Annotated in this window: 17 protein-coding genes and 2 pseudogenes; 10 read left to right on the plus strand and 9 right to left on the minus strand. The window is 64.2% G+C overall.

Going from position 1 to position 26,954, the window contains the following annotated elements:
- Nucleotides 1-60: 60 nt before the first annotated feature.
- Together ACXAID_RS04610 and ACXAID_RS04615 are read left to right on the plus strand one after the other, a co-directional pair.
- Nucleotides 61-645 (plus strand): DUF4174 domain-containing protein, encoded by a 585-nt coding sequence (locus ACXAID_RS04610; protein WP_475021008.1) that lies wholly within the window; start codon nt 61-63, stop codon nt 643-645.
- Nucleotides 646-672: 27 nt separating this feature from the next.
- Nucleotides 673-1,260: a CIA30 family protein gene (locus ACXAID_RS04615; protein ID WP_475021039.1), complete on the plus strand. Its 588-nt coding sequence runs from the start codon at nt 673-675 to the stop codon at nt 1,258-1,260.
- A 36-nt stretch (nt 1,261-1,296) separates the two neighbouring features.
- Here ACXAID_RS04615 and ACXAID_RS04620 read toward each other — a convergent pair whose 3' ends face one another.
- The 3 genes from ACXAID_RS04620 to ACXAID_RS04630 all read right to left on the minus strand — a co-directional run bounded on the left by ACXAID_RS04620 (nt 1,297) and on the right by ACXAID_RS04630 (nt 3,815).
- On the minus strand, nt 1,297-1,545 hold the full coding sequence (locus tag ACXAID_RS04620; protein WP_475021009.1) for a DUF3297 family protein: 249 nt from the start codon (nt 1,543-1,545) through the stop codon (nt 1,297-1,299).
- An 81-nt stretch (nt 1,546-1,626) separates the two neighbouring features.
- Nucleotides 1,627-2,868, minus strand: a complete 1,242-nt coding sequence (locus tag ACXAID_RS04625; protein ID WP_475021010.1) for a serine hydrolase domain-containing protein — start codon at nt 2,866-2,868, stop codon at nt 1,627-1,629.
- Nucleotides 2,869-3,092: 224 nt separating this feature from the next.
- Nucleotides 3,093-3,815, minus strand: coding sequence for a dienelactone hydrolase family protein (locus ACXAID_RS04630; RefSeq protein WP_475021011.1), 723 nt, complete (start codon nt 3,813-3,815; stop codon nt 3,093-3,095).
- A gap of 171 nt (nt 3,816-3,986) precedes the next feature.
- Between ACXAID_RS04630 and ACXAID_RS04635 the strand changes: the two genes are divergently transcribed.
- The 3 genes and pseudogenes from ACXAID_RS04635 to ACXAID_RS04645 all read left to right on the plus strand — a co-directional run.
- The gene (locus tag ACXAID_RS04635; RefSeq protein ID WP_475021012.1) at nt 3,987-6,023 is read left to right on the plus strand and encodes a toprim domain-containing protein; all 2,037 of its coding nucleotides are present in this window, start codon (nt 3,987-3,989) and stop codon (nt 6,021-6,023) included.
- Nucleotides 6,024-6,034: 11 nt separating this feature from the next.
- Nucleotides 6,035-8,173 (plus strand): DNA gyrase subunit A, encoded by a 2,139-nt coding sequence (locus tag ACXAID_RS04640; RefSeq protein ID WP_475021013.1) that lies wholly within the window; start codon nt 6,035-6,037, stop codon nt 8,171-8,173.
- Between the two features lie 190 nt (nt 8,174-8,363).
- Nucleotides 8,364-8,893: pseudogene (locus tag ACXAID_RS04645) on the plus strand (transposase); the annotation flags it as partial.
- A gap of 424 nt (nt 8,894-9,317) precedes the next feature.
- On the opposite strand, the gene ACXAID_RS04650 reads toward ACXAID_RS04645, so the two are convergent.
- From ACXAID_RS04650 to ACXAID_RS04660, 3 genes and pseudogenes are all read right to left on the minus strand, one after another.
- Nucleotides 9,318-9,797: a hypothetical protein gene (locus ACXAID_RS04650; RefSeq protein ID WP_475021040.1), complete on the minus strand. Its 480-nt coding sequence runs from the start codon at nt 9,795-9,797 to the stop codon at nt 9,318-9,320.
- Between the two features lie 235 nt (nt 9,798-10,032).
- A pseudogene (locus tag ACXAID_RS04655) lies at nt 10,033-10,935 on the minus strand (Ig-like domain-containing protein); the annotation flags it as partial.
- Entirely contained in the window at nt 10,889-11,923 is a 1,035-nt protein-coding gene (locus tag ACXAID_RS04660) for an Ig-like domain-containing protein (RefSeq protein WP_475021014.1), read from the minus strand. The pseudogene ACXAID_RS04655 and the gene ACXAID_RS04660, both read right to left, overlap by 47 nt.
- Nucleotides 11,924-12,365: 442 nt before the next feature.
- Here ACXAID_RS04660 and ACXAID_RS04665 point away from each other — a divergent pair, with 442 nt between their 5' ends.
- The 5 genes from ACXAID_RS04665 (at nt 12,366) to ACXAID_RS04685 (ending at nt 20,810) form a co-directional block, all read left to right on the plus strand.
- Nucleotides 12,366-12,578, plus strand: a complete 213-nt coding sequence (locus tag ACXAID_RS04665; protein WP_475021015.1) for a hypothetical protein — start codon at nt 12,366-12,368, stop codon at nt 12,576-12,578.
- Between the two features lie 522 nt (nt 12,579-13,100).
- Entirely contained in the window at nt 13,101-15,524 is a 2,424-nt protein-coding gene (locus ACXAID_RS04670) for an Ig-like domain-containing protein (RefSeq protein ID WP_475021016.1), read from the plus strand.
- Nucleotides 15,525-16,272: 748 nt separating this feature from the next.
- Entirely contained in the window at nt 16,273-17,562 is a 1,290-nt protein-coding gene (locus ACXAID_RS04675) for an MFS transporter (protein WP_475021017.1), read from the plus strand.
- Nucleotides 17,559-18,680 (plus strand): cysteine protease StiP domain-containing protein, encoded by a 1,122-nt coding sequence (locus ACXAID_RS04680; protein WP_475021041.1) that lies wholly within the window; start codon nt 17,559-17,561, stop codon nt 18,678-18,680. The genes ACXAID_RS04675 and ACXAID_RS04680 overlap by 4 nt, the downstream gene beginning before the upstream one ends.
- Before the next feature lie 429 nt (nt 18,681-19,109).
- Nucleotides 19,110-20,810, plus strand: a complete 1,701-nt coding sequence (locus tag ACXAID_RS04685; protein ID WP_475021018.1) for a purine-cytosine permease family protein — start codon at nt 19,110-19,112, stop codon at nt 20,808-20,810.
- Between the two features lie 698 nt (nt 20,811-21,508).
- On the opposite strand, the gene ACXAID_RS04690 is transcribed toward ACXAID_RS04685, so the two are convergent.
- The 3 genes from ACXAID_RS04690 to ACXAID_RS04700 all read right to left on the minus strand — a co-directional run bounded on the left by ACXAID_RS04690 (nt 21,509) and on the right by ACXAID_RS04700 (nt 26,934).
- Entirely contained in the window at nt 21,509-22,771 is a 1,263-nt protein-coding gene (locus ACXAID_RS04690; RefSeq protein ID WP_475021019.1) for a sensor histidine kinase, read from the minus strand.
- A gap of 956 nt (nt 22,772-23,727) precedes the next feature.
- Nucleotides 23,728-25,842, minus strand: a complete 2,115-nt coding sequence (locus tag ACXAID_RS04695; RefSeq protein ID WP_475021020.1) for a DUF4214 domain-containing protein — start codon at nt 25,840-25,842, stop codon at nt 23,728-23,730.
- Between the two features lie 588 nt (nt 25,843-26,430).
- Nucleotides 26,431-26,934, minus strand: a complete 504-nt coding sequence (locus tag ACXAID_RS04700) for a hypothetical protein (RefSeq protein WP_475021021.1) — start codon at nt 26,932-26,934, stop codon at nt 26,431-26,433.
- Nucleotides 26,935-26,954 lie beyond the last annotated feature (20 nt).

A 26,954-nucleotide genomic window follows, 5' to 3' on the forward strand; every position in this document is an offset into this window, starting at 1 on the left:
CGGCATGTGACCTCCCTCACGACCGAGGACATCCTCGCAGGATGCACGCTGCGCGGATCCTTGCGCAACGGATTCGGCCCGATCTATCTCGAACTGGGTACTCTCGCACCCGTACGAACTGCTGACCATGGAATCTCGACAGTCAAGCGGGGGTCGGTAGACTCGGGAAGCACTATGGTCGCGAAGCGCGCCGTCCTCGGATTGGCGCTCATCCTCACCGTCCTGGTCGCCGGCGCCGGCCTCGGGTCAGTTGCTGCCGGTGCCGCCGAGCTGGGTGACTACCGCTGGGAACGCCGCCCCTTACTGCTGTTCGCACCCACCGACAACGACCCGCGAGTCGTTGAGACGCTGGGCCTAATCGAAGCCAATCGATGTGAGTTCGTGGACCGCGACATGGTGGTTGGCCTTCTCGTCAACGAAGGCACCAGCACACTCGATGGTCAAGTGATCGACGCCGAGCAGTCACAACGCCTGGCCGACCGGTACGCGGTCGGTGAGAACGACTTCACGGTGCTGTTGATCGGCAAAGACGGTGGCGAAAAACTGCGCGTCGACGAGGTCCCGGATCTTCGAATGGTCTTCTCCGTCATCGACGGGATGCCTATGCGAAGCCGCGAGATGGCTGCCGACCCCGGCCGGTGTTGACGGTGGAGGCCGGGCGCTGTGCAGCAGATGCGCCGGTTTGAGCGTGCGCTAGTCGTGTGCTCGGCCGTTCTGGCTGTGTCGTGCGCCCAGGCCGCTGCGCCGCCAGGGTCCGACGTCACCCTCGTCAACCTCGACGACGCCGACGAGGTGGCGACCTGGACAACGGTCAACGACCCCGTCATGGGCGGCAGGTCCACCTCGAGCATCGCGTTCGGGAACGGCGGCCTCGTCTTCTCCGGGACCATCTCACTGGAGAACAACGGCGGGTTCGCCTCGGCTCAGAGTCCGCCCGACCCCGATATCGGACGCCGGGCAGCAGGCGCGAAGTCGCTGCGCGTGCACGCGCGGGGCGACGGAAAGACATACCTGTTGAAGGTGGGCGCTGCGGGGCAGCCCTGGTCCTACATCCAGCGCTTCTCTACCGAGGCCGGCGTCGCGCGGATCTACGAACTGCCCGTGGACGATTTCGATCCGGTTGGCATGCGTCTGGCTCCCGCACCCGATGCGCCTGCGACTCTGGATCCTGCGAGCCTCGACGAGGTGTCAATCTACATTCTCGACAAACAGGCGGGCCCCTTCGAAATCGCCGTCAGTGCCATCGACGCGGTGACATAGCGCAGCCCGATCTGTGGTTTCGTCGGTCAGGGTCGCTCAGCGAAAATAGGGTTCAACCGTGCCACTGCGCTTGACGACGATGGGATTTCCGCGGCGGTCCTTCGCGGTAGGAATTTCAACACGCACCCAACCCTCTGTCACGTCGTATTCGTGAACATTGGTTGTCTCGACGCCGTTGAAGCGAACACCCACATCGCGGCTGAGGACCTCTTCGCTGTAGAAATCGCTGCGCGGATCGATGGAGAGGTGCTTCGGTGGAACGTCTGGGTTCTGATCGTCGGACATGATGACCTTCGTTGAATGCTGCGTCAGGTACTCGGATTGCTCGTCGAAGAATCTACGCGACCGCCGCGCAGCTAAAAGCCCCTACCCGGCGTACATCGTCTCGATGATGCCCCTGGCGATGGAGGTCGCCGGGTCGTGCCCGTCGACGCCTGGGGCGAGATTCGCCCAGACCACGAGGGTGACGGCGTTTTCCGGGTCCGATGCCATGAACGAGTTGTAGCCGGGCAACTCACCGGTGTGCCCGTACATCGGGCCGAACTTCGCCATCCCCCAGCCGTAGCCGGCGGCTGCCGGGTTGGACGGGTCGGTCGATTGGATACTGGCCATCCGCTGTTGTTGGATCTGCCTGTCGAGTGCCTTCCCGCCGGCGAGGGCTTCCACCCAGGTGGCCAGGTCGTTCGCGGTCGAGATGCCGGCTCCCGCCGCCCACGTCCAGGACGGGTTGTTGTGGGTGACGTCGGCCGGTGCAAGGGATCCGTCCTTCGCGGCGGCCTGAATGTCCTCGGGCAGCGCCGGATCGCTGATGGTCAGCAAGTTGGTGCCGTAGAAGTAGCCGTGCGAGTAGGGATCCGGCAGCGACGTGTCGGGAAGCTCGGGGAACACCGTGCTGGTGAGTCCGGCGGGCGTGAAGATCCGCTCCTGGTACATCTCGGCCAGCGGCTTGCCGTCGAGTTGCTCGGCGATCAGCCCGAGGAGCACGTAGTTGGTGTTGGAGTAGTGGTATCCCTCACCGGGCGGGAAGTAGGGCGCGTTCTGATAGGCGATCGTCAACAGTTCGTCCGGGGTCCACACCCGCTGCGGGTCGCTGTCGAGCGCCTCGTTGACCTCTGCTGCCTCGCTGTAGTTGTAGAGGCCGCTGCGCATGTTCAGAAGCTGCTCGATCGTGATGTTATCGCCGTTCGGCACGTCCGGGCGGTACTTCGAGACGGGGTCGGTGACCGCGAGCTTGCCCTCCTGCACGAGCTCGAGGATGACGGTCGCCGTCCACGTCTTGGTGTTGGATCCGACCCGGAGGTGGTCGTCCACGGAGACGGGGGTGCCGCCGCCCCGCTCCGTGGTGCCGTAGGTCGCGGTGACCGTGCCGGACGGAGTGCGAAGCAACGCCAGTGCGCCGGGCAGCAGGAACTGCTGGGCGCCTTCGTCGAGGGCTGCCTGCAACGCGGCCTGATCGAGGGGTTCGACGGTCGGCGCCCCGGCCGTGGTGGACGAATCCGCCGACGACGACTCGTCAGCGGAGTCCGAGCAGGCTGCGACGATGAGCCCCAAGGCCGCGGCGGCGCCGAGCAACCGGAAAGAATGGGCACGCATTGCTCGACGGCTCATGTCCAAGAACGGTACGCCGTGGAACCCGACGGTGTGAAGGCATCCGAGTGCGTCGTGAAGCCCTGTTCCGCAGTGGTTTCTGTCTTGCGCACTCGACACCGATCAGGCACCGCGACTCCCGGCACAATCAGGTTCGGCTGTCGAGATCCATCGGCCGCCAACCGGCACCGTCGGGCATGGGGAACGGACCCCGCGGGGCGCGGTAGCCGTGTGCCCTCGTGTCGTCAGTGCAGGTTGCGCCTGAGCAGGTCGTGCACACGCTCCCAGTGCAACTCGGAGGCGGCCCGGTCATAGCGTGGCCCGGCCGGAGCGAACCCGTGGACAGCGTCGGTGATGACATCCACCGTGTACACCGCCCCGGCGTCGTCGAGCGCGTCGCACGTGATCGCCCGGGTTTCGGCCGGTGCTGTCTCGTCGGGATCGACCCAGGCGAAATAGAGCTCGGCCTGGGTCGGGTCATGGTGCAGATGTGGCGAGTCGTCGGAGTCACGAACGATCCAGGCGCCGTGGATCGACGCCGCGGCCCGCACTCGATCGGGGAAGGCACGTGCCACCGACAGCGCCAAACCGCCGCTCATGCAGAAGCCGACCACCCCGGCGGGGCCGTCGCCGGCCGCCGGATCGTCGGCCGCGACGTCGAACAGCGCCGCGGCGTCGCCGACGATGTTGGCGGGTGTGATCGAATCCATCAGCTCCTTGCGGGCATGCATGTCCTCATCGCTCATGCCGAACTCCCGGAACGGGCCGCCGCGGTAATAGAGGTACGGCAGCATCACGTAGTAACCCGCCGACGCCAGACGGGTGGCCATGTCCACCAATGCCGGCCGGATGCTCGGCGCATCCATCAGGTACAACACGACCGGATGGGGACCTCCGTTGGTCGGGTGGAAGATGAACGTCGGCATGGTCCCCTCAGCGGTGGTGACCTCGACCCTGCGCTCGATCATCGTCTGAGTGTTGCATGGTCACCCCCGCCGGCGGCGCCAGCGTGGGGCGCGACGAGAACGTGAGAAGTGTGTGAATCGCGGCGCGGGTTTCGGCGCCTGTCGGGGCGGCACGGCACAATGCCGCAGAAAGCCTGGGCCGATCCCACGCTGTCTCACCGGAGGGAACGAGCAGTGAGTTACACCGCCGCCGACATCACCGAGCTCGATGATGTCCAGCACACACGCCTGCGGCCAGCGGTGAATCTGGGCCTTGACGTGCTCAACACGGCGCTGCGCGAGCTGGTCGACAACGCGATCGAGGAGATCGCCGAACCCAGCCACGGCGGCACCCAAGTCACGGTAACGCTGCACACCGACGGATCGATCAGCGTCGCCGACGACGGCCGGGGCCTACCCGTCGACTCCGACCCGGCCACCGGCAAGAACGGCATCGTCAAGACGCTGGGCACCGCGCGGGCGGGCGGCAAGTTCTCCGCCCACTCCGATGCCGCCGCCACCGGCGCCGGGCTGAACGGCATCGGCGCCGCCGCGGCGGTGTTCATCTCCGCGCGCACCGACGTGACGGTGCGCCGCGGCGGAAAGACCTACCTGCAGAGCTTCGGCCGCGGCTACCCCGGCACATTCGAAGGTAAGCAGTTCGACCCAGACGCCGGGTTCACCCGCGCCGACTCGCAGAAGTTGCGCGGCACCGGCAACCGCAAACAGGATGCGCACGGCACCACAGTGCGCATCCTGTTCGACCCGACCGTGGTGCCGGATACCACCATCGACATCGGCGAGGTGCTGTTGCGGGCCCACGCCGCGGTGCGGATGTCACCCGGTGTGCACCTGGTCGTCGTCGACGAAGGCTGGCCCGGCGAGGAGGTCCCCGCCACGCTGCTCGAACCGTTCAGCGGCCCCTGGGGCACCGACGCCCTGCTGGATCTGATGTGCACCACCGGCGGCACCCCGGTGCCGGGCATCCGGGCGACGGTGGTGGGCCGCGGCGAATACACCACCGGCCGCGGGCCGACCCCGTTCCGGTGGTCGTTGAGCGCCGGCCCGGCTGAACCCGCGACGGTGGCGGCGTTCTGCAATACCGTGCGTACCCCCGGCGGGGGATCACATCTGAACGCGGCGATGAAGGGGTTGTCCGAGGCGCTCGCCGACCGGGCATCGCGGGTCCGCGACCTGGGCCTGGCCAAGGGGGAAGAGGGCCCCGAGCCACAGGATTTCGCCGCAGTCACCGCACTCGCGGTGGACACTCGTGCCCCCGATGTCGCGTGGGATTCGCAGGCGAAGACGGCGGTGTCGTCGCGATCGCTGAATGTGGCGATGACCCCGGATGTGGCGCGCTCCGTGACCATCTGGGCGGCCAACCCCGGCAACAGCGACGCGGTGACGCTGTGGACCAAACTGGCACTGGAATCGGCCCGGGCGCGGCGCAGCGCCGAGGGCGCCAAAGCGCGTTCTCGCGCGGCCTCGAAGGCCAAGGGGCTGGGTACCAACCTGTCGCTGCCTCCGAAGCTGTTGCCCAGCCGGGAATCCGGCCGCGGGTCAGGTGCCGAACTCTTCCTGTGTGAGGGTGATTCGGCGCTGGGCACGATCAAGGCGGCCCGGGATGCGTCGTTCCAAGCCGCGTTCCCGCTGAAGGGCAAGCCGCCCAACGTCTACGGCTTCACGGTGAGCAAGGCGCGGGTCAAGGACGAATTCGATTCGATCGAGCGCATTCTGGGCTGCGGGGTGCGGGACAGCTGCGACCCGGAGCAATGCCGCTACGACCGCATCCTGTTCGCCTCCGACGCCGACCCCGACGGCGGCAACATCAACTCCAGCCTGATCTCGATGTTCCTGGACTTCTACCGACCGCTGGTCGAGGCCGGCATGGTCTATGTGACGCTGCCGCCGCTGTTCGTCGTCAAGGACGGGGGCAGCGAGCGGATCTACTGTCACGACGAGTCCGAGCGTGACGCGGCGGTGGCCCAGTTGAAGGCCACGTCCAAACGCAAGGTGGAGGTGCAGCGTAACAAGGGCCTCGGAGAGATGGACGCCGACGATTTCTGGAACACCGTGCTCGATCCGCAGCGGCGTACCGTCATCCGCGTGCATCTCGACGATGGCGAGAACAAGCTGCATCACACGCTGTTCGGCGGGCCGCCGGAGGGGCGACGCACCTGGATGGCCGACATCGCCTCCCGTATCGACACCGCCGCGCTCGACCTCACCTAGGAAGCACCCCTGTGACCGCCACCCTCGATGTCCCAGAGCAGAACCCGGACCTGGTGCTCGACCAGAGCGCCGAAGAATACTGGAACCACTACCAGCTGACCTTCGCGCTCTACAGCGTCAGCGACCGCGCCATCCCCTCGGCGTTCGACGGGCTCAAACCCGGCCAACGCCGCCTGCTCTACCAAATGCACGACTCCGGTCTGCAACCCGGGAACAAACCGCAGAAGTCCTCCAAGATCTGCTCGGCGGTGACGGGCAACCTGCATCCGCACGGGGGCGCGTCCATGTACGGGGCCGCAGCCCTGATGGCCGCCGAGTTCCAGCGCGTGAAAGTCATCGACGGGCAGGGCGCATTCCCGCGTATCCAGGGCGATATCCCGGCCGCTGACCGCTACACCGAGATGCGGCTCTCCGCTCCCGGCGCCGCGCTGACCGCCGAACTCAACGACCATGCGGTGCCGATGGTGCAGACGTTCGACGGCGAGTGGACCGAGCCGACGATGCTCCCCGCTCAGTGGCCGGTGCTGTTGTGCAACGGCGCCGTCGGTATCGCCGAAGGCTGGGCCACCAAGGTGCCCGCCCACAACCCGCGTGAAGTGATGGCCGCCTGCCGCGCGTTACTCAAGACCCCGAAGATGACCGACGACCGGTTGGTGACGATCATTCCCGGACCCGACTGGGGCTGCGGCGCCACCGTGGTCGGCACCGAGGGGCTGCGGGAGTACATCACCACCGGCCGCGGCCAACTCACCGTGCGCGGCACCACCTCGGTCGACGGCAAGAACTGCATCATCACCGAGCTGCCGCCCGGAGTGGCGAGCAATACCGTGCAGGACCGGATCCGGGCCCTGGTCGAATCCGGCGAGATGCCGGGTGTCGCGGACATGTCGGATCTGACCGACCGCCGCAACGGGCTGCGCATCGTGGTGACCGCCAAGCGCGGCCACAGTGCCGAGCAGATCCGCGACCAGCTGCTGGCTCTGACCCCGTTGGAGTCGACGTTCGCCGCCAGCCTGGTGGCCCTCGACGAGGATCGGGTGCCCCGGTGGTGGAACGTGCGCGAGTTGATCGGGGCATTCCTCCATCTGCGCGACTCGGTGGTGCTGCACCGCAGCGAATACCGACTGGATAGGGTCACTGCGCGAAGGCATCTGGTGGCCGGCCTGATGACGATCCACCTCGACATCGACACCGCCGTCGCGATCATCCGCAGGTCCGACACCGTCGACGACGCCCGCCGCGGCCTGCAGGACCACTTCGACATCGACGAAGAGCAGGCCAATTACGTTCTGGCGCTGCAGCTTCGCCGGCTGACCAAGCTCGACGTGATCGAGCTGCAGGCCGAGGCGGACAAGCTGGATGCCGAGTTCGCCGAGCTCACCGAGCTGGTGTCGAACCCCGATGCACGCCGCACCGTGATCGACCGAGAGCTGGTGGAAACCGCGAAACTGTTCAAAGGACCAGAGTTCGACCGCCGGACGATGCTGGACTTCGACGCCACCCCGGTGTCATCGGGTGCCGACGGCGACGGCCCACGGGAGCGCAAGGTCAACACCTCCTGGCGGCTGGACGACCGCGGGGTGTTCTCCGACAGCCACGGCGATCTGCTCACCGCCGGCCTGGGTTGGGCGGTGTGGACCGACGGCCGGGTCAAGTTCACCAACGGCAACGGTCTACCGTTCAAGATCCGCGACATCCCGGTGGCGCCGGACATCACCGGGTTGCTGCGCTCCGGCGTGCTGTCCGACGGCTACCACCTCGCGCTGGTGACACGGCGCGGGAAGGTCCTGCGCCTCGATCCGGCCGCGGTCAATCCGCAGGGCGCCGCGGGCAACGGGGTGGCCGGAGTCAAGCTCGCGGGCGACGGCGACGAGGTGGTCGCGGCGTTGCCGGTGTCGGGCGAGAACGGCGAGGCGATCCTGTCGATCTCCGAAAAGGGTTGGAAAGTAACCGAAGTCGCCGATATCCCGGTCAAGGGGCGCGGTGGGGCCGGCGTCGGATTCCATCCGTTCGTGGGCGGCGAGGAAGCGCTGCTCGCGGCGTCGATATCGGCGACCGGGTACGTGCGGGGCAGCAGGCGGGTGCGGGCAGAAAAGCGAGCCAAGGCATCGATCAAGGGGTCCGGTACGGATGTCGCGCCGGCCGGGTAGGGCGAAGAACCGTTGCAGTCGACCCACTGGCGCCGCCTCGTCCCTGCACCTGGCGGCTGATCCCCACCTGGCCAGCCAGTCTTGAAAACGCCCGGCGAGCATCGGCACAGTCTGAGTTGCTGGCGGGTCGATTTCCCGATTCCGTGTCAGCCCTTGCTGCTCCGAACCGCGGCAACCTACCCGGCCGCTGGACGCCGGCCCGTACACGTTCATGGCCGCTGATGCCCTGACAGGGGTGGCCTGGCAGCGCCGCCGTACGCACTACACGACCAACTTGATGGCCGTCATCCCGAAGGCGTCCTGGCCGTGGGTCACGACGCTACTGCACTCGGTGTTCGGCCAATCAGACTCTGAATCCATTGCTGCTCAATATGATCGGATCATCGATGCACTCGCCGACAAGCTGCCCAAGACCACTGGACACCTGGAAGCGGCCCGCCCCGATCTGCTGGCCTTCACCGCGTTCCCCAAACAGATCTGGCGCCAAATCTGGTCGAGCATCCCCCAGGAAAGTCTCAACAAGGAGATCCGCCGGCGCACCGACGTCGTCGGGATCTTCCCCGACCGCGACGCACTGTCCGTCTCGTCGGCGCCGTACTGGCCGAACAACACCACGAATGGGGCGAGTCCCGCCGCTATCTAGCCCTCGACGTCCTGAGCAAATCACGCACCGTCAACGACACCGCAACAGAAACAGGAGGACGACCCCGCGGCACTAACGGCCTGAACCATCACGACGACGAATCACACGACGACGTCGTACACCACGTCCCTGGACTTGACCAGACAGCGCCGGCGATCACCTGCGCCTGGACTGCAAACACGGCCAACCGAACAATCAGCACCACTGCCAGCATGCATCACGAAAGATCGAGGCTAGCCGGCGCTGCGGCTCTGCGCCAGCGACAGTGCAGGCGGACGCCACCGCGGCAGCGGGGACGTTTGCCAGATGAGGCAAGACCAGTCCTACGGGGCCGCTCAAGACCGAAGCCAGTGCCCGCAACCCCCTCAGATTTGCACCGGCGACCGCCTCGTCAACCGCCATCAAGATGGCCCCCAACCGGCAGACCAGCGTGCCCCATCCTCATGGGCGAACCAGCGGTCCCCTCACCCCGGCAGCCAACGGCCCGTGTCGGAGTCGGGGTCACAGGAGCGGTTCGTTGGTGACGATGTATTGGCCGGTGCCGTTCGGATTGGGCGAATCCAGGGTGACTCCGACCAGCTGCCAGGTGGTGTTGCCGACGGTGACGGTCATGGTGCCCGAATCCCGATAGGCCGGCGCCCCGCAATAGATGTAGGCGGTTTCCCCGGCCGGGATCGGGACCTTGATCGTGTCGGTCCAGGTGTGGGTTTCGGTGGTCGAGTGACTGTATGTCTGACTGATCTGAACGGAGAAGAGATCCTTGATCTTGCCGAGGGTACCGGCCTTGACTTGGACCGACGTCGCCCATGCGATCGACGAGCTTTCGGTCACCGACGCGCTGTACTGGTACTCGATCTGGCTCCCGGTGTTGTTGGTCACCGGTGACCCCGCCGCGACGGGATCCAGGTAGATCTGTTGCTCGGTGGCCAACAGCAGAGGTGCCGGTGCCGCTAGCCGACGGTGCCGTGGCCGCGATCGCATTTTGCACCGCGGTGGACGAATACGGAATTTGGTAGGTGATGGGGAAGGTTTCTCCGGGGTGGATGGAGCTGCCCACGACGGGGGATTGGGTCAGATACTTAGCCGTGGTGGACGCCGGGGTGGTGCCGTCTTTGGTGGTGTAACCCAGGAACATGGCGGTCTCGCCGGTGAAGTTGGCAATGTCGAAGCGCGACGTGTAACCGCCGCCGACGGTGTCGGGGGCGGTGATGTTCACGGTGATGGTGTGTTCGGTGCGGTGAAGACCGAACGGGTCCCATCCGGGTCGGTCGGTGGCGGCGACGACGAAGGTGTCGATGCCGCCGTTCTCGGCTAGTTCGGTCTCGGGGGTGTAGGTGAACGCGCCATGCTGGTCGATCTCGACGCTGCCCTGGGCCGGTCCGGAGATGACGGTCAGCGTGGTGGGGTCTGCGTCGGGGTCGGTGACATGGATCTGACCGGCCACGGTGCCCTCGAAGGTCTCGACACTGGCGTAGGGGTTGTAGGTGATGGTGGGTGCTTGGTTGACCAACAGCCGGTGGACGCGTTCACCGATGTCGGTGGCCAGGGTGCGGGTGCTGTCCAGCAGGCGGCGCAGAAGCCCTACCGGTTGAGCGTCGTTGATCTCGGCCGACGCCGATAGGCCGGGTTCGGCGGTATCGGAGAGTTCGGCGACGCTGATGGTGGCGTCCGCACTGTTGGGGGTGAAGAGCAGTCCCTCGGGGCTGACCGCGACCGCGTTGGGTCCACCACCCACCCCGACGGTGAGTACGGTCTGTTCGGTGGTGGTGTCGATGACCCGCACAGTGTCATCGTGGAACTGGCTGACGAACAGGTACTCGTATTCGACACCGAAACTGTCGGTGAGGGTCTTGACCGTGTCCCCGCTGGGGGCTGAGCCCACCGCGATCGTGTAGTAGTTGTCGGGATCGTCGACCGGGATCACCGAGACCGTGTTATCCAGACCGTTTGCCACGTAAAGGGTTTCACCGTCGGAGCTCAGCGCGATCCCGGTGCCGTACCGGCCTCCCTCGAACCCGGCGTGTTCGACCGAACCGTCGCTGCTGATCACGCTGATGTTGGCGGTCAGAGGCTCACGCGGGAAGAAGTTGGCCACATAGACCTCGCCGCCGGGACCCACCCACGACCAGCTCGGTGGGTCCGCTGAAGCCGTCGATGGAGTCCACCGATCGGTTTGCGGTGTTGACTTTGGCTACCGTGTTATCGCCGGTGACCGCCACGTAAAGCCACTGGCCGGTGGAGTCCAGCGCCAGCCCAGTGGGATTCGACCCCACGTTGATAGTGGCCGAGGCCGACCCGTCGGTTTTCCACATCGTGACCGAAGCGCTGTCGTAGTTGGTCACATACGCCGTGGCGCCATCAGCGCTGAGCGCCACCTGCTGAGGACGTCCCCCGGTCGGTAGCCCGTAGCTGATGGCGTTGCTGTCGACGTCGATGACCAGCAGTTGATTAGTGTTCTCGTCGACCACATAGGCCTGGGTGCCATCCGGGGACAACACCACATCACCCGGCTCGTAGCGAGGATTGGACGGGGTGTCAACCAGCCGGTAGGAATCGACCTCGAAATCGGTCGACTCGGCGGTCACCACCACCGTGACCGTCACCTCGATACTCTTGGCATTCCCGAGCAACCCCTGGGGTACATCGGTGACGGTGACCACGAAGCTGTCCACCCCACCGGTCTGGGCCAGTTCCGCGTCGGGGGTGTAGTAGAACGTGCCACCACCGTCGACCGTGGCCAACCCCTCACTGGCCTGTTCGCTCAAACTCACCGACACCGGATCGCCGTCGGCGTCGGCGGGATTGAGGAACCCGGTGATCGTGCCGTCATCGACCACACTTTGGGTCGGGTCGTAGTTGATCGTGGGCGCCACGTTGGACAGATCGCCCAATTCGCGGCGCACCATCGCCAGCACCGACCACAACCACGGCAACTGCGCCGGCGACTCGGGTGTCTGCTGGCTGGCCGGGGTCACCCCGAAAACCGACAACACCGCGCCCACCAGCGTCGAGACCGGACGCTGCACCGTGCTTGACGCCGCGGCCTGTGGAGTCGACACCACCACCGCGGCCCGAGCGGCCGACCCCGAACCCGTCAGAGTCGCCACCGTCTGCGATGACGCCGAATCATCAAGCCCAGCAACGGACTCGGCGCCGTCGTCATCAACACTTACCGAATCGTCAGAACCCTGCACCGACACCACGACAGAGTCATCAGCGTCACCCGAATCAGAGCCAGACCCACTGCCGGCATCGGCCCCTGCATCAGCATCCGGCCCCGAATCCGAATCCGACCCATAATCGGAGCCACTGCCGGAACCGACATCAGCATCCGCGTCGGCATCAGAACCGGAATCGGCGTCAGCGCCGGACCCGGTATCGACATCAGCATCCGCGTCGGCGTCAGCGCCGGACCCGGTATCGGCGTCCACATCGGAATCGGCATCGGCGTCCACTTCGGACCCGGTATCGGCGTCCACTTCGGCGTCGGACCCGGAATCCGCGTCGGCATCGGAATCAGAGTCGCTCGCGGAGTCCGGGCCCGAATCAGTGCCCACACCCGCATCCTCGCCGCCCGAAGACGCCGCCCCCGACCCCGACGACACCGACGACACCGACGCGGCATCATCAGCATGCGCCAACCCCGGAGTGCTCAAGAAGGCCAGGCCCACCCCACACGCCAACGTCAACGCCCACAACCGGTCCCGCACCACCCCTGACGCAGCGCGCCCGCCCCACTACTCCGCCGAACACGACCCCTGATACACCACGTCATCCCCTCTTGCTATTGGCACGGCACTCAACTCAAATACCGACGAATTCGCACTGCGAAGCCTCCCAAGAACGCAAACATATTGCAAGTCTAGTGAATTGGAGTGCGGCGCTGTTAATCTCTTTTACATGGTCTAAAACGTGAAGACCGCACTTATAGCTAACATCGAGCCAAACTAAGCGTGAATACCGTCTTACAGACTGGTTCAACCAGCATCGAAACGGATCGTTTCTTTGCTATCGTCACATAACATTGCAGAGAAGGGCGGGCAAGCGTTCCGTCAGTCTTGGGCACGCGCGAACAACGTTTTCCTGCATGGCATATCACTGCTCGCACTCAGGAGGGTTGGCATGAATAGGTCCCACGGGAATCGCGGACGCCGCGCCCCCATTGGACAACAGCAGCCAATCGTTTCCATACCCGACAACCACCTGGTAGCGGAGAGCGCGCGGGACTCGACAGAGTTGCCGAATCGCTATGGGCGATACATTGGGCGCGTCGGGGCATTGGCGGTGGCGTTGGGTGTGGCTGCTGCTGGCGCCGCCGGCGCAGCCGTGGCCGACGCCGATGCCGACAGCGACGGAAGCCAATCAGCCGGTTCATCCACTAGCTCGACCGCGGGACGGGACGACAGCAGCTCCTCGGAGCAGTCACAAACCGACAGCACGACCGGGCACTCCGGCTCGACATCAAGCGGCACCGACAGTTCCGCAGGATCCTCGCGCGAGGACTCGGCCGACAGCGACGCTGACACGGCTGAACCTGTTGACGGCGAATCCGAGGACTCTTCCTTGGCTACGGATTCCACCGACGGCGAGAATTCCGACGACGACTCCGGTACCACGACGGAATCCGTCGTCGAGATCTCGTCGAACCCGGAAACGACCACCGATCCCAGCATCGGGATCGTCGACGACGAACCTGGTTACACCACAATAGATTCCGAAGCACCAACCGAAACCGGTCCCGATCCCGCCGTGCTGGAGAGTCCGCCCGCCACTGCGGCCGAAGCCACCCCGCCCCTTGCTCAGTCGCCGACCAGGGCCGATGACTCGCCGGCACAAGCTGCCGGCGCACGCATTGGTCATCGCGTCAGCGACGACGACGCCGAGGAAGCTAGCGCCCCACCGGCGGACACCACGCCGACGGCGGCAATCTCCGTGGTCGCTGACCCTGCGGTCACCGACGCGGGAACGACCGATTCCGAGGTCGCGCGCGATCCCCAGATCGCGCGCGCAATGAGCTCGGCGGCGCTCGCCGACGTTGATGCTGAATCCGCTGCTCCGCAGAGCATTCCGGCGAAGCTGGTTGCTGCAGTGCTGGCACCACTGGTCAATCCGGCGCCAGCAGCCCCGGCGCTCCCCTCACTGATGCACTCATTCCTCGGCTGGATCGTCACCGAGGTCCGTCGCACATTGTGCAACCAGACCCCCAATGCTGTCGATCAGCAAGTGGTCGTCGAGCTCGAAGAACCCAGCGACGTGAGCGATCCGATAGCTTTCGACGTCAGTGATCCAGACAGCGAGATCCTGACGTTTTCCGTGCCCGCCAACGGAGAGCCTGGTGGCCCCAGCCACGGCACCGTCACGGTCGACCAGACCACCGGTGCCTTCATCTACGACCCCGACAACGACTTCGCGATCACCGGCGGCACTGACACGTTTACCTACACCGTGTCCGACGCGAACTCCGGCTTCCATCTACACGGACTGTTCGGATTCCTCAAGCCCGGCTGGGGCCACACTGACACCGCCACTGTCACGATCACGGTCGCCCCTACCGCCGTCAACGAACCTCCGGTCGCTAATGACGACACCCTTACCGTCGCCGAGGACGGCACCGCCAGCATCGATGTGTTGTCCAACGACACCGACCGCGACAACCCGGTTGACGAGTTCAGCGTCGCTGTCGTGGCCGGACCCACCCACGGATTGCTCACCGAAACGTATAGCGGGCTTTTCTCCTACACCCCCAACGCGGACTACAACGGCCCGGACTCGTTCACCTACGCCATCACCGATCCGGCGGGTGCCACCGACACCGCGACCGTGTCGATCACCGTCACCCCGGTCAACGATGCCCCCATCGCCCGCGACGACACAGTCACCACCACCGAGGACACCCCGGTCACTATCGACGTGTTGGCCAACGACGCCGACATTGACGATCGCCCCAGCGACTTGACCGTAACCGTCGGCATCGGACCCGCCAATGGCACCCTCGGCATCAGCGGGACAGGACTGCTCATCTACGTTCCCGACGACGACTACAGTGGCGACGACTCGTTCACCTACGCCGTCGCCGACCCCGACGGCGGCACCGCCACCGCCACCGTGTCGATCACCGTCACCCCGGTCAACGATGCCCCCCTCGCCGGCGACGACACGGTCACCGTGATCGAGGGTCAGCCCCGTGACATCGATGTCCTGGCCAACGACTACGACATCGACGACGCAACAGTGGATGTGACGTCGCTGACGATCGTGCGAGCACCGACTTCGGGCACCGCCACAGTCAACCCCGACGGCACCATCGCTTACCAATCCGACGACGCGAACGTCACCGCGGACTCGTTCACCTACACTATTGCCGACCCGAGTGGTGCGATCAGCCAGCCCGCCACGGTCAACCTGACTGTCATCGCTGAGCCCGCCGAGTTGCAGGCTTCCTTCAGCATCGGTATAGCAGTTTATCCCAATCAAATAAGCGTCGATGGCACTGACACCACCGTTGTTGATGACGGCATTCTGATCACCAGTCGAGAGTGGGACCTCGCGGATGCCGATGGCAACACTGTTGCTTCTAGCAGTGGCACCGCATTCTCCCATTCGCTAAAGGCCCCCTTTTCCGGCCCCTATGCTCTGACCCTGAGTGTGACGGACAATCTGGACAGGCAGGGTTCTTCTGTACAGATCATCCCGGTATTTGTCCTATGACCTTCCGGGACAAGCGGGCCAGCAGGTCTTCGGCGACAACCCCGTACCGATTCTCGGCAACGCGATGCTAGCCGCCACAGGCGGCCACGGGGCACTTTCTTGTGGCATGCCAACACCATCAACTACATCCCACCGTCAACGGATATCGCAGGCGGAGAACAGGTGCCCGACCAATTCACCTACACCGCCACAGACATCACCACCGGCGCCACAGCTGTCAACACCATCACCGTGACCATTGATGTGCCAAGTCCCACGCCATGAACACCGATGACATCGCGTGAGACTACCGGGATCCATCGCAGGTCAACGGTCGGTAGGCGCGCACCGAAACGAACTCAGTCTGCCTGCGACCCAGTTGCTGCAGTCATAGGTCGGGGCTGGCCGGATTCGGCGTTCCTGACCGTCACAGTGGTTGACCGCAAAGCTGTTTGGAGTTCGCGTTCATGTTTCGTCGCCGCCTCGGCAGCAGCTTCGCCCTGCGAGGTCGACCTACGGAGATCGGGAAACAAGAGCGGCACAACCCGAGGGCAAGCTCCAGCGGGCGCCCACACCGATAGTCGAACCAGTTAGATTGGGTGTCGACGAACGGCGGACAATCCCGGCGCCGGGACCACAAATCTTAGATAGGCTTCGGCGAGTCATGCCGCGCTACAACATTCGGTTTGGCAGTCGCATATCGTGGGAGGCCGGTTGTATGGGACGCTATCGGTTCCTGCTTACCCGGGGCATCCTTTGGGAGTACGGGATGCAGGTCGCGAGCGTGCCGGTCGTCATGACCTTCATCCTTGCGCAGCAAGGCCTTGCGTGGGCTGCGGGCATGCTCTTCCCCGTGTTCAACGCTGGCGCAGTAATTGGTAGTGCGCTTGCCCCGGGATTCCTCGAGCGATCTCATCAAAAGAGAAATGTCTCGCTGGCGGGGACCGCTTTCATCATTGCCGCCCTGATCGCGCTTATCGCTGTCTCCGCGCGGACCAACGCTTCCACCGCCTTGGTATTCCTGTGCTTGTCGGCCGCCATCGGCGTGGTGCTCACCATCGCCGATGTCATCTTCTCTCAGATCATTTCCGATACTCTGACACCAGCTCGTGGCCGAAACCTGATTCTCGTCCAGGGAGCCATCGGCAGCGCGATGACGATCGTTACGGTACTGATTGCGTTGCCCTGGATTGCCGACCGCGACCCCGCACACGGTCACGCAGACCTCCTGTGGCTGGGGGCGGTGGGCGTGGCCGCGGCCGGCCTGACTGCAATTTTCGTTGGGCAACCCAAGCGAATAGCGGTTCCCCGACGGCGCCTGCGTGACACCTATCGCGACGGCATCTCCGCCGTGCGCTCGGAACGATGGTTCCGAACCTACATCGTGGCGCAATTCTTCTTCATTCCAGTTCTGCTCAGCACCACATTCTTGACTATTCACGCCTCCGGCCAGCTCGGCGACCGAGCCGGCAGCCTGCACTTCTTGGTAATCGTCGTCGGCGTCGGCTGGATTGTCGCCGCGCCACTTCAACACGTCATCGGCCGACGCTTCGGGACCCGGGGGATGCTCGTCACGAGCGCATTGTTATGCATGGCCGCAGCGGCAATATCGGTCGTGGCAGGGGTATTCCACGCGTGGTCTCATCCCCTCGTGCATGGCATCGCCATCGGGTTTTCGGTGATCGCAGGGCAAGGAGCGTGGGTAGCGATCTTCGCATGGCTAAGCTATTTCTCCACTGACAAAGACCGCGGAGCCCTCACCGGATTCGCCTCGATCCTGATAGCAATCGAAAGCGCCACTATAGGAGCTGCACTGGGAGCCATAGCCCACAATATTCATGCAGTGTGGCCGGTCGCCGTGGTTCTTACCCTAAGTTTCGCCGCGGCCGTTGTCGCCCTATCCACGCCCGATGTGGCAGCCCAGGAACAACGAGGAGAACCGGTGGACGCATACCAGAGATCTTGTCGGACAGAGGATAACCGCCACAACAGAGGTTCGGCATCGATCAGGCGCGAACCGATCGTCGGCAGCGGAGGGCCGGGGCGATCAAACCTCTGACAGGTCCCGCGTTCGGCTCATATGATTCCGACGAAGTGCACTGGCTATTGCGCGACCTATCTGACTGGTACCCAGATACCGACGATTCTGCCCGCGAGTCAGCCATACTGCCCGGCCGCACGAACCTCTACGAGTCTATTCCCGCCGAGTTCGCACCCGACCAGGATTGCCGCGACGTATTCGCCTCAGTGCTCACTGAGTCTGCTGCCCGCCTCGCCCACACCGTGGGGGTGCTCACGGAGCGCATCTTGACAAAACGGGGTCACAACATAGTGCTCGCCTCGCTGCTCCGCGGCGGTACCCCCTTCGGGATCCTCATCCGTCGGTGGGCACAGCGGGTCCACGGACTCACGCTCCCGCACTATTCCGTCTCCCTGCTCCAGGGTCGCGGAATCGACACTGCCGCGCTGGATTATCTAGCATCGAACTATGATCCGGCGGCGGTGGCGTTTGTCGATGGGTGGAGCGGAAAGGGCACGATCGCGGGTGAACTGAAGTCGGCGCTGCGTTCTTACGGAAGGGCCACCGGGGTCGAGTTCAACAGCGATTTGGCCGTCCTCGCCGACCCTGGCCGCTGTGTAAGCACCTTCGGCACCCGGGACGACTTTCTCATCGCATCGGCCTGCCTGAACTCAACTGCAACCGGGTTGGTGTCCCGGGCAGTCCCGACCCCAAGAGCTATTCGCTCCGGCGACTTCTACGGAGCGCGTTACTACCGAACTCTCGTCCACTGCGATGACTCCGTGGCCTTCCTGGATTCAGTATCGGGTTGCTTCGACTCAGTGTCGGAATCGGTTCGGCGCGACACAGTGGACAGTCATACGCGCCACAGCGCGCCGAGCGCGCTAGCCATCGGCGCAGCTCGACGCATTCAACGCCAGTACCAGCTCGACAATGTCAATTTCGTCAAGCTCGGACTCTCCGAGACTATGCGAGTTCTTCTGCGGCAACGTCCATTCCGAATCATTTTACGTGAACCCAACGATTTCGTGCATAGGCACCTTCGAGCACTTGCCGCCGCCCGACGAGTTGAGATCATCTGCGATCCCGATCTTGTGGTCTCCTCGGCCGGTCTGATCAAGGATTCATCGGTGGCCGCGCCGGGGGATCGCCAATGAGGTGAGCCCGTCGCCGTGGTCCAAGCGGTTGTGTGATGATGCCTGCGAAATCGGCGAACCTGACCGGACCGTAGGGCCCAGCGGGCATCCGCCCTTACCTCCTCAGGGCAGTTCTCCGTCTGTTTAGTGATAGGCCACTGCACTGACAACGACACGCTATTGACGATCCGCTGCGGTCATCCAGAACGCGCCGGGATAGTTTGACAAGATCGCGGGGGCTTGGCAGTGTTCGTGCAGAACCCAGCCGTGTGTTGGCGATGTTTGAAAGTCCGGTCCGCATCTTCGGCGATTTCATCATCTCGCCGTTATAGGACTGTCCCGGACGGTGCGAGAACATGTTCGGGGAGCGCGCGGTCCAGGTTTGCCACGTGTGGAACACCGCTGTGGCCTCGTCCGCGCCCGATTGATCGAACCGGAATCGTAATGGGGATGCGCGAGACGGAATACGAGCAACGCGCGATGATCGCCGAGGCGCTCCTCGCCGGGCTGACCACCTCGGTGAGGGAATGGGCGGTGACCGCAAATCGCGTTCGCCCGGAGCGCACGCCGATTGCAGTTCGCGCGGACGGCCGTGTGTTGGACCTGATCCTCAAGGCCGGAGAAGTCCTCAATTGGTCGCAGACGACGGTCTCGATGGCCAACTCCCTACCCCGCGCCGCGCCGCATGGTTCTACGAAGGGGCCCATCATGTCCGTCTTCAACCCCGAACAGCGTTCGATCGAGTACGTCCCACACCATGAGCGCCACGGCCGTGCCCGCAGCCTTTTCACCCTGTGGTTCGGCGCGAACCTCCAAGTCACCGCCGTCGCTGCGGGCGCCATATCCGTAGCCATCGGCCTGTCCCTGCCATGGGCGCTGCTGGCGTCGCTGGTCGGAAATCTGATCGGTGCCGTATTCATGGCGCTGCACTCCGCGCAGGGGCCGATTCTCGGTATCCCGCAGATGATCCAGAGTCGGGCGCAGTTCGGCTTCTACGGTGCAGTGCTGCCGCTGGTCCTGGTCATCCTCATGTACATCGGATACTTCGCCACCACCGCAGTGCAGGGCGGAGCCGCGTTCTCGAGCTTGACCAGTGTCAACATCGACGCCTCGATCGTGATCGTCGTGGCGTTGACCGCGGTGCTCACCATCTTCGGCTACCGACTGATCCACGCCTCCGAGAAGTTCCTCTCGGTCGTCAGCGGCCTGGCGTTCCTCTACTTGAGTTACCGCTTAGTGACGACCAACAACCTCAGCGCGGTGTGGCACGCTGGCGACTTCTCCTGGGCCCTGTTCCTGGCCGCAATGGCGATTGCGGCGACCTGGCAGCTGACTTACGCACCGTACGTCGCTGACTACTCTCGCTACTTGCCCGCCGACACCTCGGTGCGCGCCTCGTTCTGGTTCACCTATGCCGGCTCTGTGCTCTCGACGATGTTCATGTTCGCCTTCGGCGCCACCGCGACCGCCATGGCCGGCGACGCGTTCGACGGTGGATCGGTCGACTTCATCGTCGACCAAGCCGCCGGCTGGCACACCCTGTTCTTCCTGATCATCATCGCCGGCGTCATCGGCGTGAACTCGCTCAACCTGTACGGGATGTTCATGTCAACCACCACGGTGCTCAACTCCGTCTTCAAGATGAAGGTCTCCCCGCTGCTGCGGGCTGTCCTCATCATGGTCGTCACTGCCGTTGCCACCACGGTCGGATTGCTCGGCAAAGACGACTTCCTGACCAACTTCAGCGATTTCATCCTGCTCCTGGCCTACTTCCTCATCCCGTGGACCTCCATCAACCTGGCCGACTTCTACCTCGTCCGCAGAGAGCGCTACAGCATCGACGACATGTTCAACCCTCGGGGCCACTACGGCGGCGTGGACTGGCGGGCCATGACCGCCTACCTCGTCGGCATCATCGTCGAATTGCCGTTCATCGCCAGCCCCTTCTACACCGGTCCGGTTGCCATCTGGCTCGATCGCGCCGACATCTCTTGGATCATAGCGATTTTCGTCGCTGGCGGTCTCTACGCCTTCTTGATGAGGCACTATCCCAACCGTCCCGGCTATCCCGAGCCCACCTACGCGATCCCCTCTACCGCGAGTGTCCATTCCACGGCCGCCGCCGGCGAACAGGAAGCAGCACCAGCATGAACGCACGCACGTGGAGGCCGTCCTCCATTGCGGCGCCGCGTTGAGGAAGTGCGCCGCTCTCGGCAACGGCGTGGGCATGGCGAATCCCCCGTGATACGGGCTGGCGAAATGCTCATTCGTGATCAGTAACTGGTGGATCGAGGCGTTCTTTGGGACATGCGGTCTCCAGGACATGCGCCGCATCGACGCGAAATTGGGCGGCTCTTCTGATGCTGACGTTCGCCGGTGCCCTGCTCCTGGATCGTATCCCTCCGATGCAATTCTCGATGCGCAGGGGATCGAGCTGCGCGACATGCCCCCTGTTCACCGCTTGGTCGCGGGCGCGCTGGCGACCGACGGGCAAGCTGGAGTAACGCCTGCATGCCGCCTGTGCCGCCCACTACGAGACCGAGGTGTTCGTACTTCCGGCCGAGTGAGACAGGCGGGGTAGACCGCCATAGTCAGCCCTATGCCTGGCCGGGACGGGTGCTCGGCAAGGTCGCCGGTGAAACTCCGCTGGAGAGCAGAACGGGCAACCTGCTCTCGGATTGACGCTTGTCGCCAAGGCGGCGTCGGCTATTGCGCTCCACGGAAATACGGCTCGACCGTGCCCTTGAGCTTGACGACCATGGGTCCAAAGCACCAACTGCTCGGATTACTCCCCGGAGAATCTAGGCCACCCTGCAGCACCAAACGATCCACTCCACCCAGCCCCGCACTCATCCCATCAAGAGATTGCGGATCCCGCCCTCGCCGGTCGGGCCGACAGCCCCGCAGCAGTTCGTCGCTTCTCGGAAGATCGACGTTCCGCACCCCCCGGCGGACGTCACGGTGAACGGCAGTCGGACGACGAACTTCGCGCCCCCGGCACGCTCGTTGGTCGCTGACAGTTCGCCTTGGTGACGGTTGTCGATGATGTCCTTGCAGATGGACAGCCCCAGTCCAGTACCACCGCTGTCGGCTTTGGTGGTGAAGAACGGCTCGTAGATTCGTGGCAGCATCGCTGCGGCGATACCCGGGCCGTTGTCGGTGATGGCGATGAGCGCCGCGGCGGCGTCGTGGCTGACGACGACACGGACCTCAGGGGGTCCCTCGACACCCGAGGCGGCGGCCTCCATGGCATTCATGATGAGGTTGATCACCACCTGGGCCAGGTCACCCTCGAACCCGTCTACGACAGGATCGGAGTCATCGAGTTCCACACTGATCGCACACTGGCTGTCCCGGTTCTCGATCCGCCACGATTGTTCGGCCAGGCGGGCGCTCTGCTCGACGATCCCATTGATCTGGCACGGTGCGCTTTCGCCCGATCCCTTGCGCCCGATCTCGAGCATCGTCTCCATGACCGCGAGAGCACGCTGAGCATGGTGCAACACACGCTTGTTGTTGCTCTCGATCTCCTCGACCATGGCCTTTCCGTCGGGACCGAGGCCGACGCGCAACTCGTCGAGCAGATCGAGATTGCCTTCGGCGAAATTCACCACGAAGTTCAGCGGGTTCTTCGTCTCGTGCGCAACACCCGCAGTGAGCGTGCCGAGCGCTGCGAGTCTGGACTGATCTATGGTCGCCTCACACATGGCGATATTCGCCTGGTTCAGCTCGCGTTCGGTGATGAGACTCGATTCGAGTGCGTCCAGTAGGTAGTTGTAGGCCTCGACCAACCGGCCGAACTCGTCGTCGCTGTCGACTTGGACGGCATGCCTATCCGCGAACCCCGCCACCGAGTCGGTGCCCGCACACTCGGCGATTTCGCGCTGAGCGTCGACGAACAGGCTCGTCAGGCGCCGCAAGCGGTGTTTGACGATGCGACTGACCAACAGGTAGTTGACCAAGGCGACAGCGACCGCCGAGGCCACGCTGTCCAGGAAGTAGCTCGGATGCAGAAATTCTTCGGACGGCACGCCCCACCACCTGGCGAGCGCGAACGGGAGCAGACCGCCGACCACCAACCCCGCTCCGGACATCACAGCGACGATGTTCACGAAGGTATTCCTCGTCGGCCACTGCGAGGGGAACCTCCGCGTTCCCGCGCCCGTCGGCGCGATGCCTTTGATTGCTAGCACCGTTCGAACCTTTCCCGATCCGACGGCGCCCCGTCGGCGACACTGCTGGAGCTATCATCAAGATACTCAGCGCATATCACAATCGCTTCTCGACAATGCGACGTCCGGAGCAGCTCACCCGCGCGGCACCTATGAGATTGCTACTTTCGCCTCAGGGTTCCCTCAGCCTCGGCCGACGCTCTGCCCATCGTCCGAAGTGTGCGGACCTGCGGCTAGACGTCCCAGGCGGTTGCCGCAAAGGAGGTCGCCGTGATCGCCCATCGTGGACTGGCCGGTCCGGCACCTGTGATTTCACACCGATGACCGAAGTGTTGTCCAGATGACACTTCGTCGAGAAATGACACGGATCGGAGTGCCCGCTTTGGACGGCCGACGCGACGATCGCCCTTGTCGAAACGTTCCGGTTTCGGCCACAAGGCGCGCTGGTGTCGTTCTCCAAGTCCGCCGTTCCACCCATTCAGGCTGGACCACTTCCGGTCCTCATCAGGGAAAGATCGTGTTGACCCGACCCTGACGGCATGCGGCCACGCGTCATACTGGCCATGCCTGGGCTGTTCCCGGTAGGCGATCGCCGTCGCCCTCGACATTCGCACGAAGTGGGCAAGGTCGGCCGCAGCCAACGTCACTACATCGTCCACAATCGTGACGATGTTCCTGTAGCCGACGCTCTGACGGATCCGACCCTAAAGTTTCATCGCGCCTCAGCGAGCCGAGGCTCACTACCCATTCGTGAGCTCGAGCCACCACGCCGAACACCAGGATTCGGCAGTTCGTGGAGCGCCACGGCGCCCGCGGAGTGGGCCTGCGAGTGCCTACACATCGTCGTGATGCACGCCGGCCTTCATCACGTTGCCCCGTTCCCCGGCGAGGGACGGTCAGCCCAGGTACGCGATGATGGGGAAGCTGAAGCTCAGGCTGCCGTTCTCCATGAGATGGAACATCGTCTGGATGTAGTCGGGCGATTGGGGCATGTAATCGCGGGCGGTGGCGCCGGAAATGTAGGGGTTGTTCTCCTGTAGCCGGCTGACGTTGGCCCACAGGTAATCTTGAATCTCTTCGAGAGAGTCGAGGCCGGCAACGTCGGAGAAGACCTCGTAGATCGAGTCGGGGTCGTCGCCGTCTTCGATCAGTTCTTCGACCAGTGCGTCGAAGGTGTCCTCGTCGACGGTGAACACGTTGGGCTCGCTGGCGGACTTCGACGGAAGATACCCTTCGAGAGCGGCGATCGCGAGCTGGGTCTCCTTGAGCGCTTCTTGAGCGTCGGGTACATATCCCAAGTCATACGAGGCGATTTCGGTGTAGGGATTGAAGATGTACACCTCGGCCCAGCGGGTGTGACCGTCGACGATGTACGTGCCGAAATCCGACGTCACGATGGGCGAACCGGGGTTGATCAGTCCACCGTCGAGGACCACTTCGAGGAAGTCGGAGTTCTGCAGTGGATAGCTGATCGCACTCGATACCGAGATCTCGTTCTGCGACGAGGTCAACGACCCCACGTTCGGTGTCATCGCCGTGACCTCGATAGCGGCGTTGGGGATTCCCCGGTCGGTACCGCCGTACGCGATGAGGTCATAGAGCGCGGTGTTGCAGGGCTCGTCGACGCAGACCTCCCCCGAGGACGACGTTGCCAGCAACGTCGAGAGCAGGTCGACGAAGCCGGTTTCCTCCTCGTTGTAGGCGGCCATCAGAATCTGCGCCAGCTGGTCGACGGCCACCATGTCAGGCAGCGGGACCTCCGAGGTCGTCATGCGCGTGATGTTCTCGGCGCTGTTCAACAGGTTCCGGGTGATGCCGGATTGCCCGCCGTAGCGCCACCAGCTGTCCACATAGGCGGCGACTTCTTCCTCCGTGCCCGCGCGGCCCAGCACGACCCAGTAGGCCTCTTGAACCTTGACCTCGCGGTATTCGCCGCTGGTGACGAACTGAAGCGCCACCCACAGCCGAGGAGCGCCGCCCTGCAGTTGCTGCACGTAGGTGGGTAGAACACTCTCGTCGACGTTATCGCCCAACACGCTTCGGTACATGTTGTACACGAAGTCTGTGGCCGTATCGCCGCTGTCCTCGTAGTACTCGGTGGTGCGCATTATCGAGGTAACCACCAGCGGCTCCGGCAGGCCGACCCTGAGCAGGAACGTCTTCCACGCCAGCTCCGGCGCCGAGGGATCACGGCCCAGCAGTTCGTTGTAGTAGCTCTGCACCTGACCCTGGCGGAATTCCCTGGAGTTGTAGAGCCTGTTGACAACCCACCCCGTCCCGCCAATATTCAGCAGGGTGGTGTCGAAGGCGAGTTCGGAGTCGCTGGGATCGCGGCGCAACATCTCCCGGTAGAGCCCGGTGACGATGTCGTCATCCTCGTCTCCCACTGTCGCGTCGGCCGATGCGGTCGGGGCAGTCTCGACCTCACGGGTCGCTCCCGCAACTGTGGCCGCCAACGCCACGGGGTCCACCGGTGTCGCCGGATCAAGTGTCGTTCCGGCTGAGTCGCCGGTGGGAGCTTCGTCCTCGTCCGCGGCAACGCCGACTGATTCGGGGTCAGTACCGATACCGGCTTCGGTGGTATCGCTGGCCGGGACAGACTCCTCGATCTCGGAGTCGGCAGACTCGATCAGCTCATCTCCGCCTGAAGCCGTCTCGGCATCCACAGTCTCGGAGGCGAACTCATCATCATCGCCCGGGTCCGCCTCGTCGGTGTCGATATCACCGACGCTGTCTTCGTCTTCGGCGTCGCCATCGGTGTCCGAGTCGTTCGTCGTCGAGTCGGCGGCCTCCGATGACGGCGCTTCGTCACCATCGCGGGGGGATGTCGATGACTCCGGTCCCGACGACGACTCCGCCGACGACTCCGCCGATCGAGGGGACCTGTCGGTGTCCGCCGCTGCCACGGCCGCCTGCGACACTGCCATGCCCACACCCAGTGCCACCGCCAACGATCCGACATGGCCGATGTACTTGGCATAACGCGTCACCGACAGCCTCCGGCCGGTCATCGTCGCGTCGCTACGTCGGGTCAGGGCCGCTGGGCACGGCTGTACACCCTCCCACGAAATCTCGCCACACGCATCGGGTCCGGAACTCATCGAGTCAGCACTCCGGCTACCATCAGCGCCCATCGCGAGCTCCCCTTGCCTCGGTCCATCCACACCGGGATACGGTTCTTGTCAGGAGTATTCAGGGTTCAGCCAGCTCTGCTTCTGGGCACGCGCAGTGTTCTCCCAGGGTTCACTTTCGACGACTTTCCTGCCACGGTTACGCCACCAAACCCAACCCCTGCGTGACGACCGACGTCGACGTAATCGAGGTCACCACCACCGAGAGCTGACCGCCAACAAACACCCCTTTACTCCAACCTGACCGAAACTGTCACCAGATCGTGCAGCACACCCCTGCAGCCGCGACCGTCGACTGGGACACCCTGTGACGGCACTGCTTCCAGACTCACCCTCGGCTGCCGCCGACCTCGCCGACATGGTTGTCGGGGATCGAAGGGTCAGCCGGTCAACACCTGTTGCGGATCGTGCCCAAGGTAGGCAGATGTCGCCCGTCCGGAGCTTGGGGTGTGAAGTCACAAGGCACGTCTATTTCGGCGCCGCAGAGAACTTTCCGGGGAAGGCGACGTCGTCTCGGGCGATGTCGCCGGGAAAGCACGGGGACATCGCGTTGACGGTCGGTGGGTACCCCGGCGGGTTGGCGGCCACGATCTGCAGGCGGTATCCATCCGGTGCATAGCCGAATTGGTTCGGCCTTCTGAAGCCGTCCCGTTCGACGACGTACCAACCCCAGCTGCGCCAGATGTCGCCGGTTTCGGCGATGAGCGCGGCGCTGTCGACGGGTTCGGGTGCGATGAGTTCGCCGGCCGTGGTGAAGTACGTGGGTGACTCCCCAGGGCCGGTGAAGTCGTCGTCACACGAGATGTTGTGACCGGTCATCGGATAGCGCCCGCTGTCGTAGACCGTTCCCGGTGGCAGCGCATCGATGGTTTTCTGCAGGTACTCCGCGATCGTGTCCTGGGCTTGCTGTTGGCTCTGCGGGACGACATCGTGCGGTTCCCAACCCTCGGGCGGTGGGGGCAGCTCGGTCATCGGTGGTCCTCCAATATCGG

The sequence above is a fragment of the Mycobacterium sp. ABE4_509 genome (assembly GCF_056160785.1).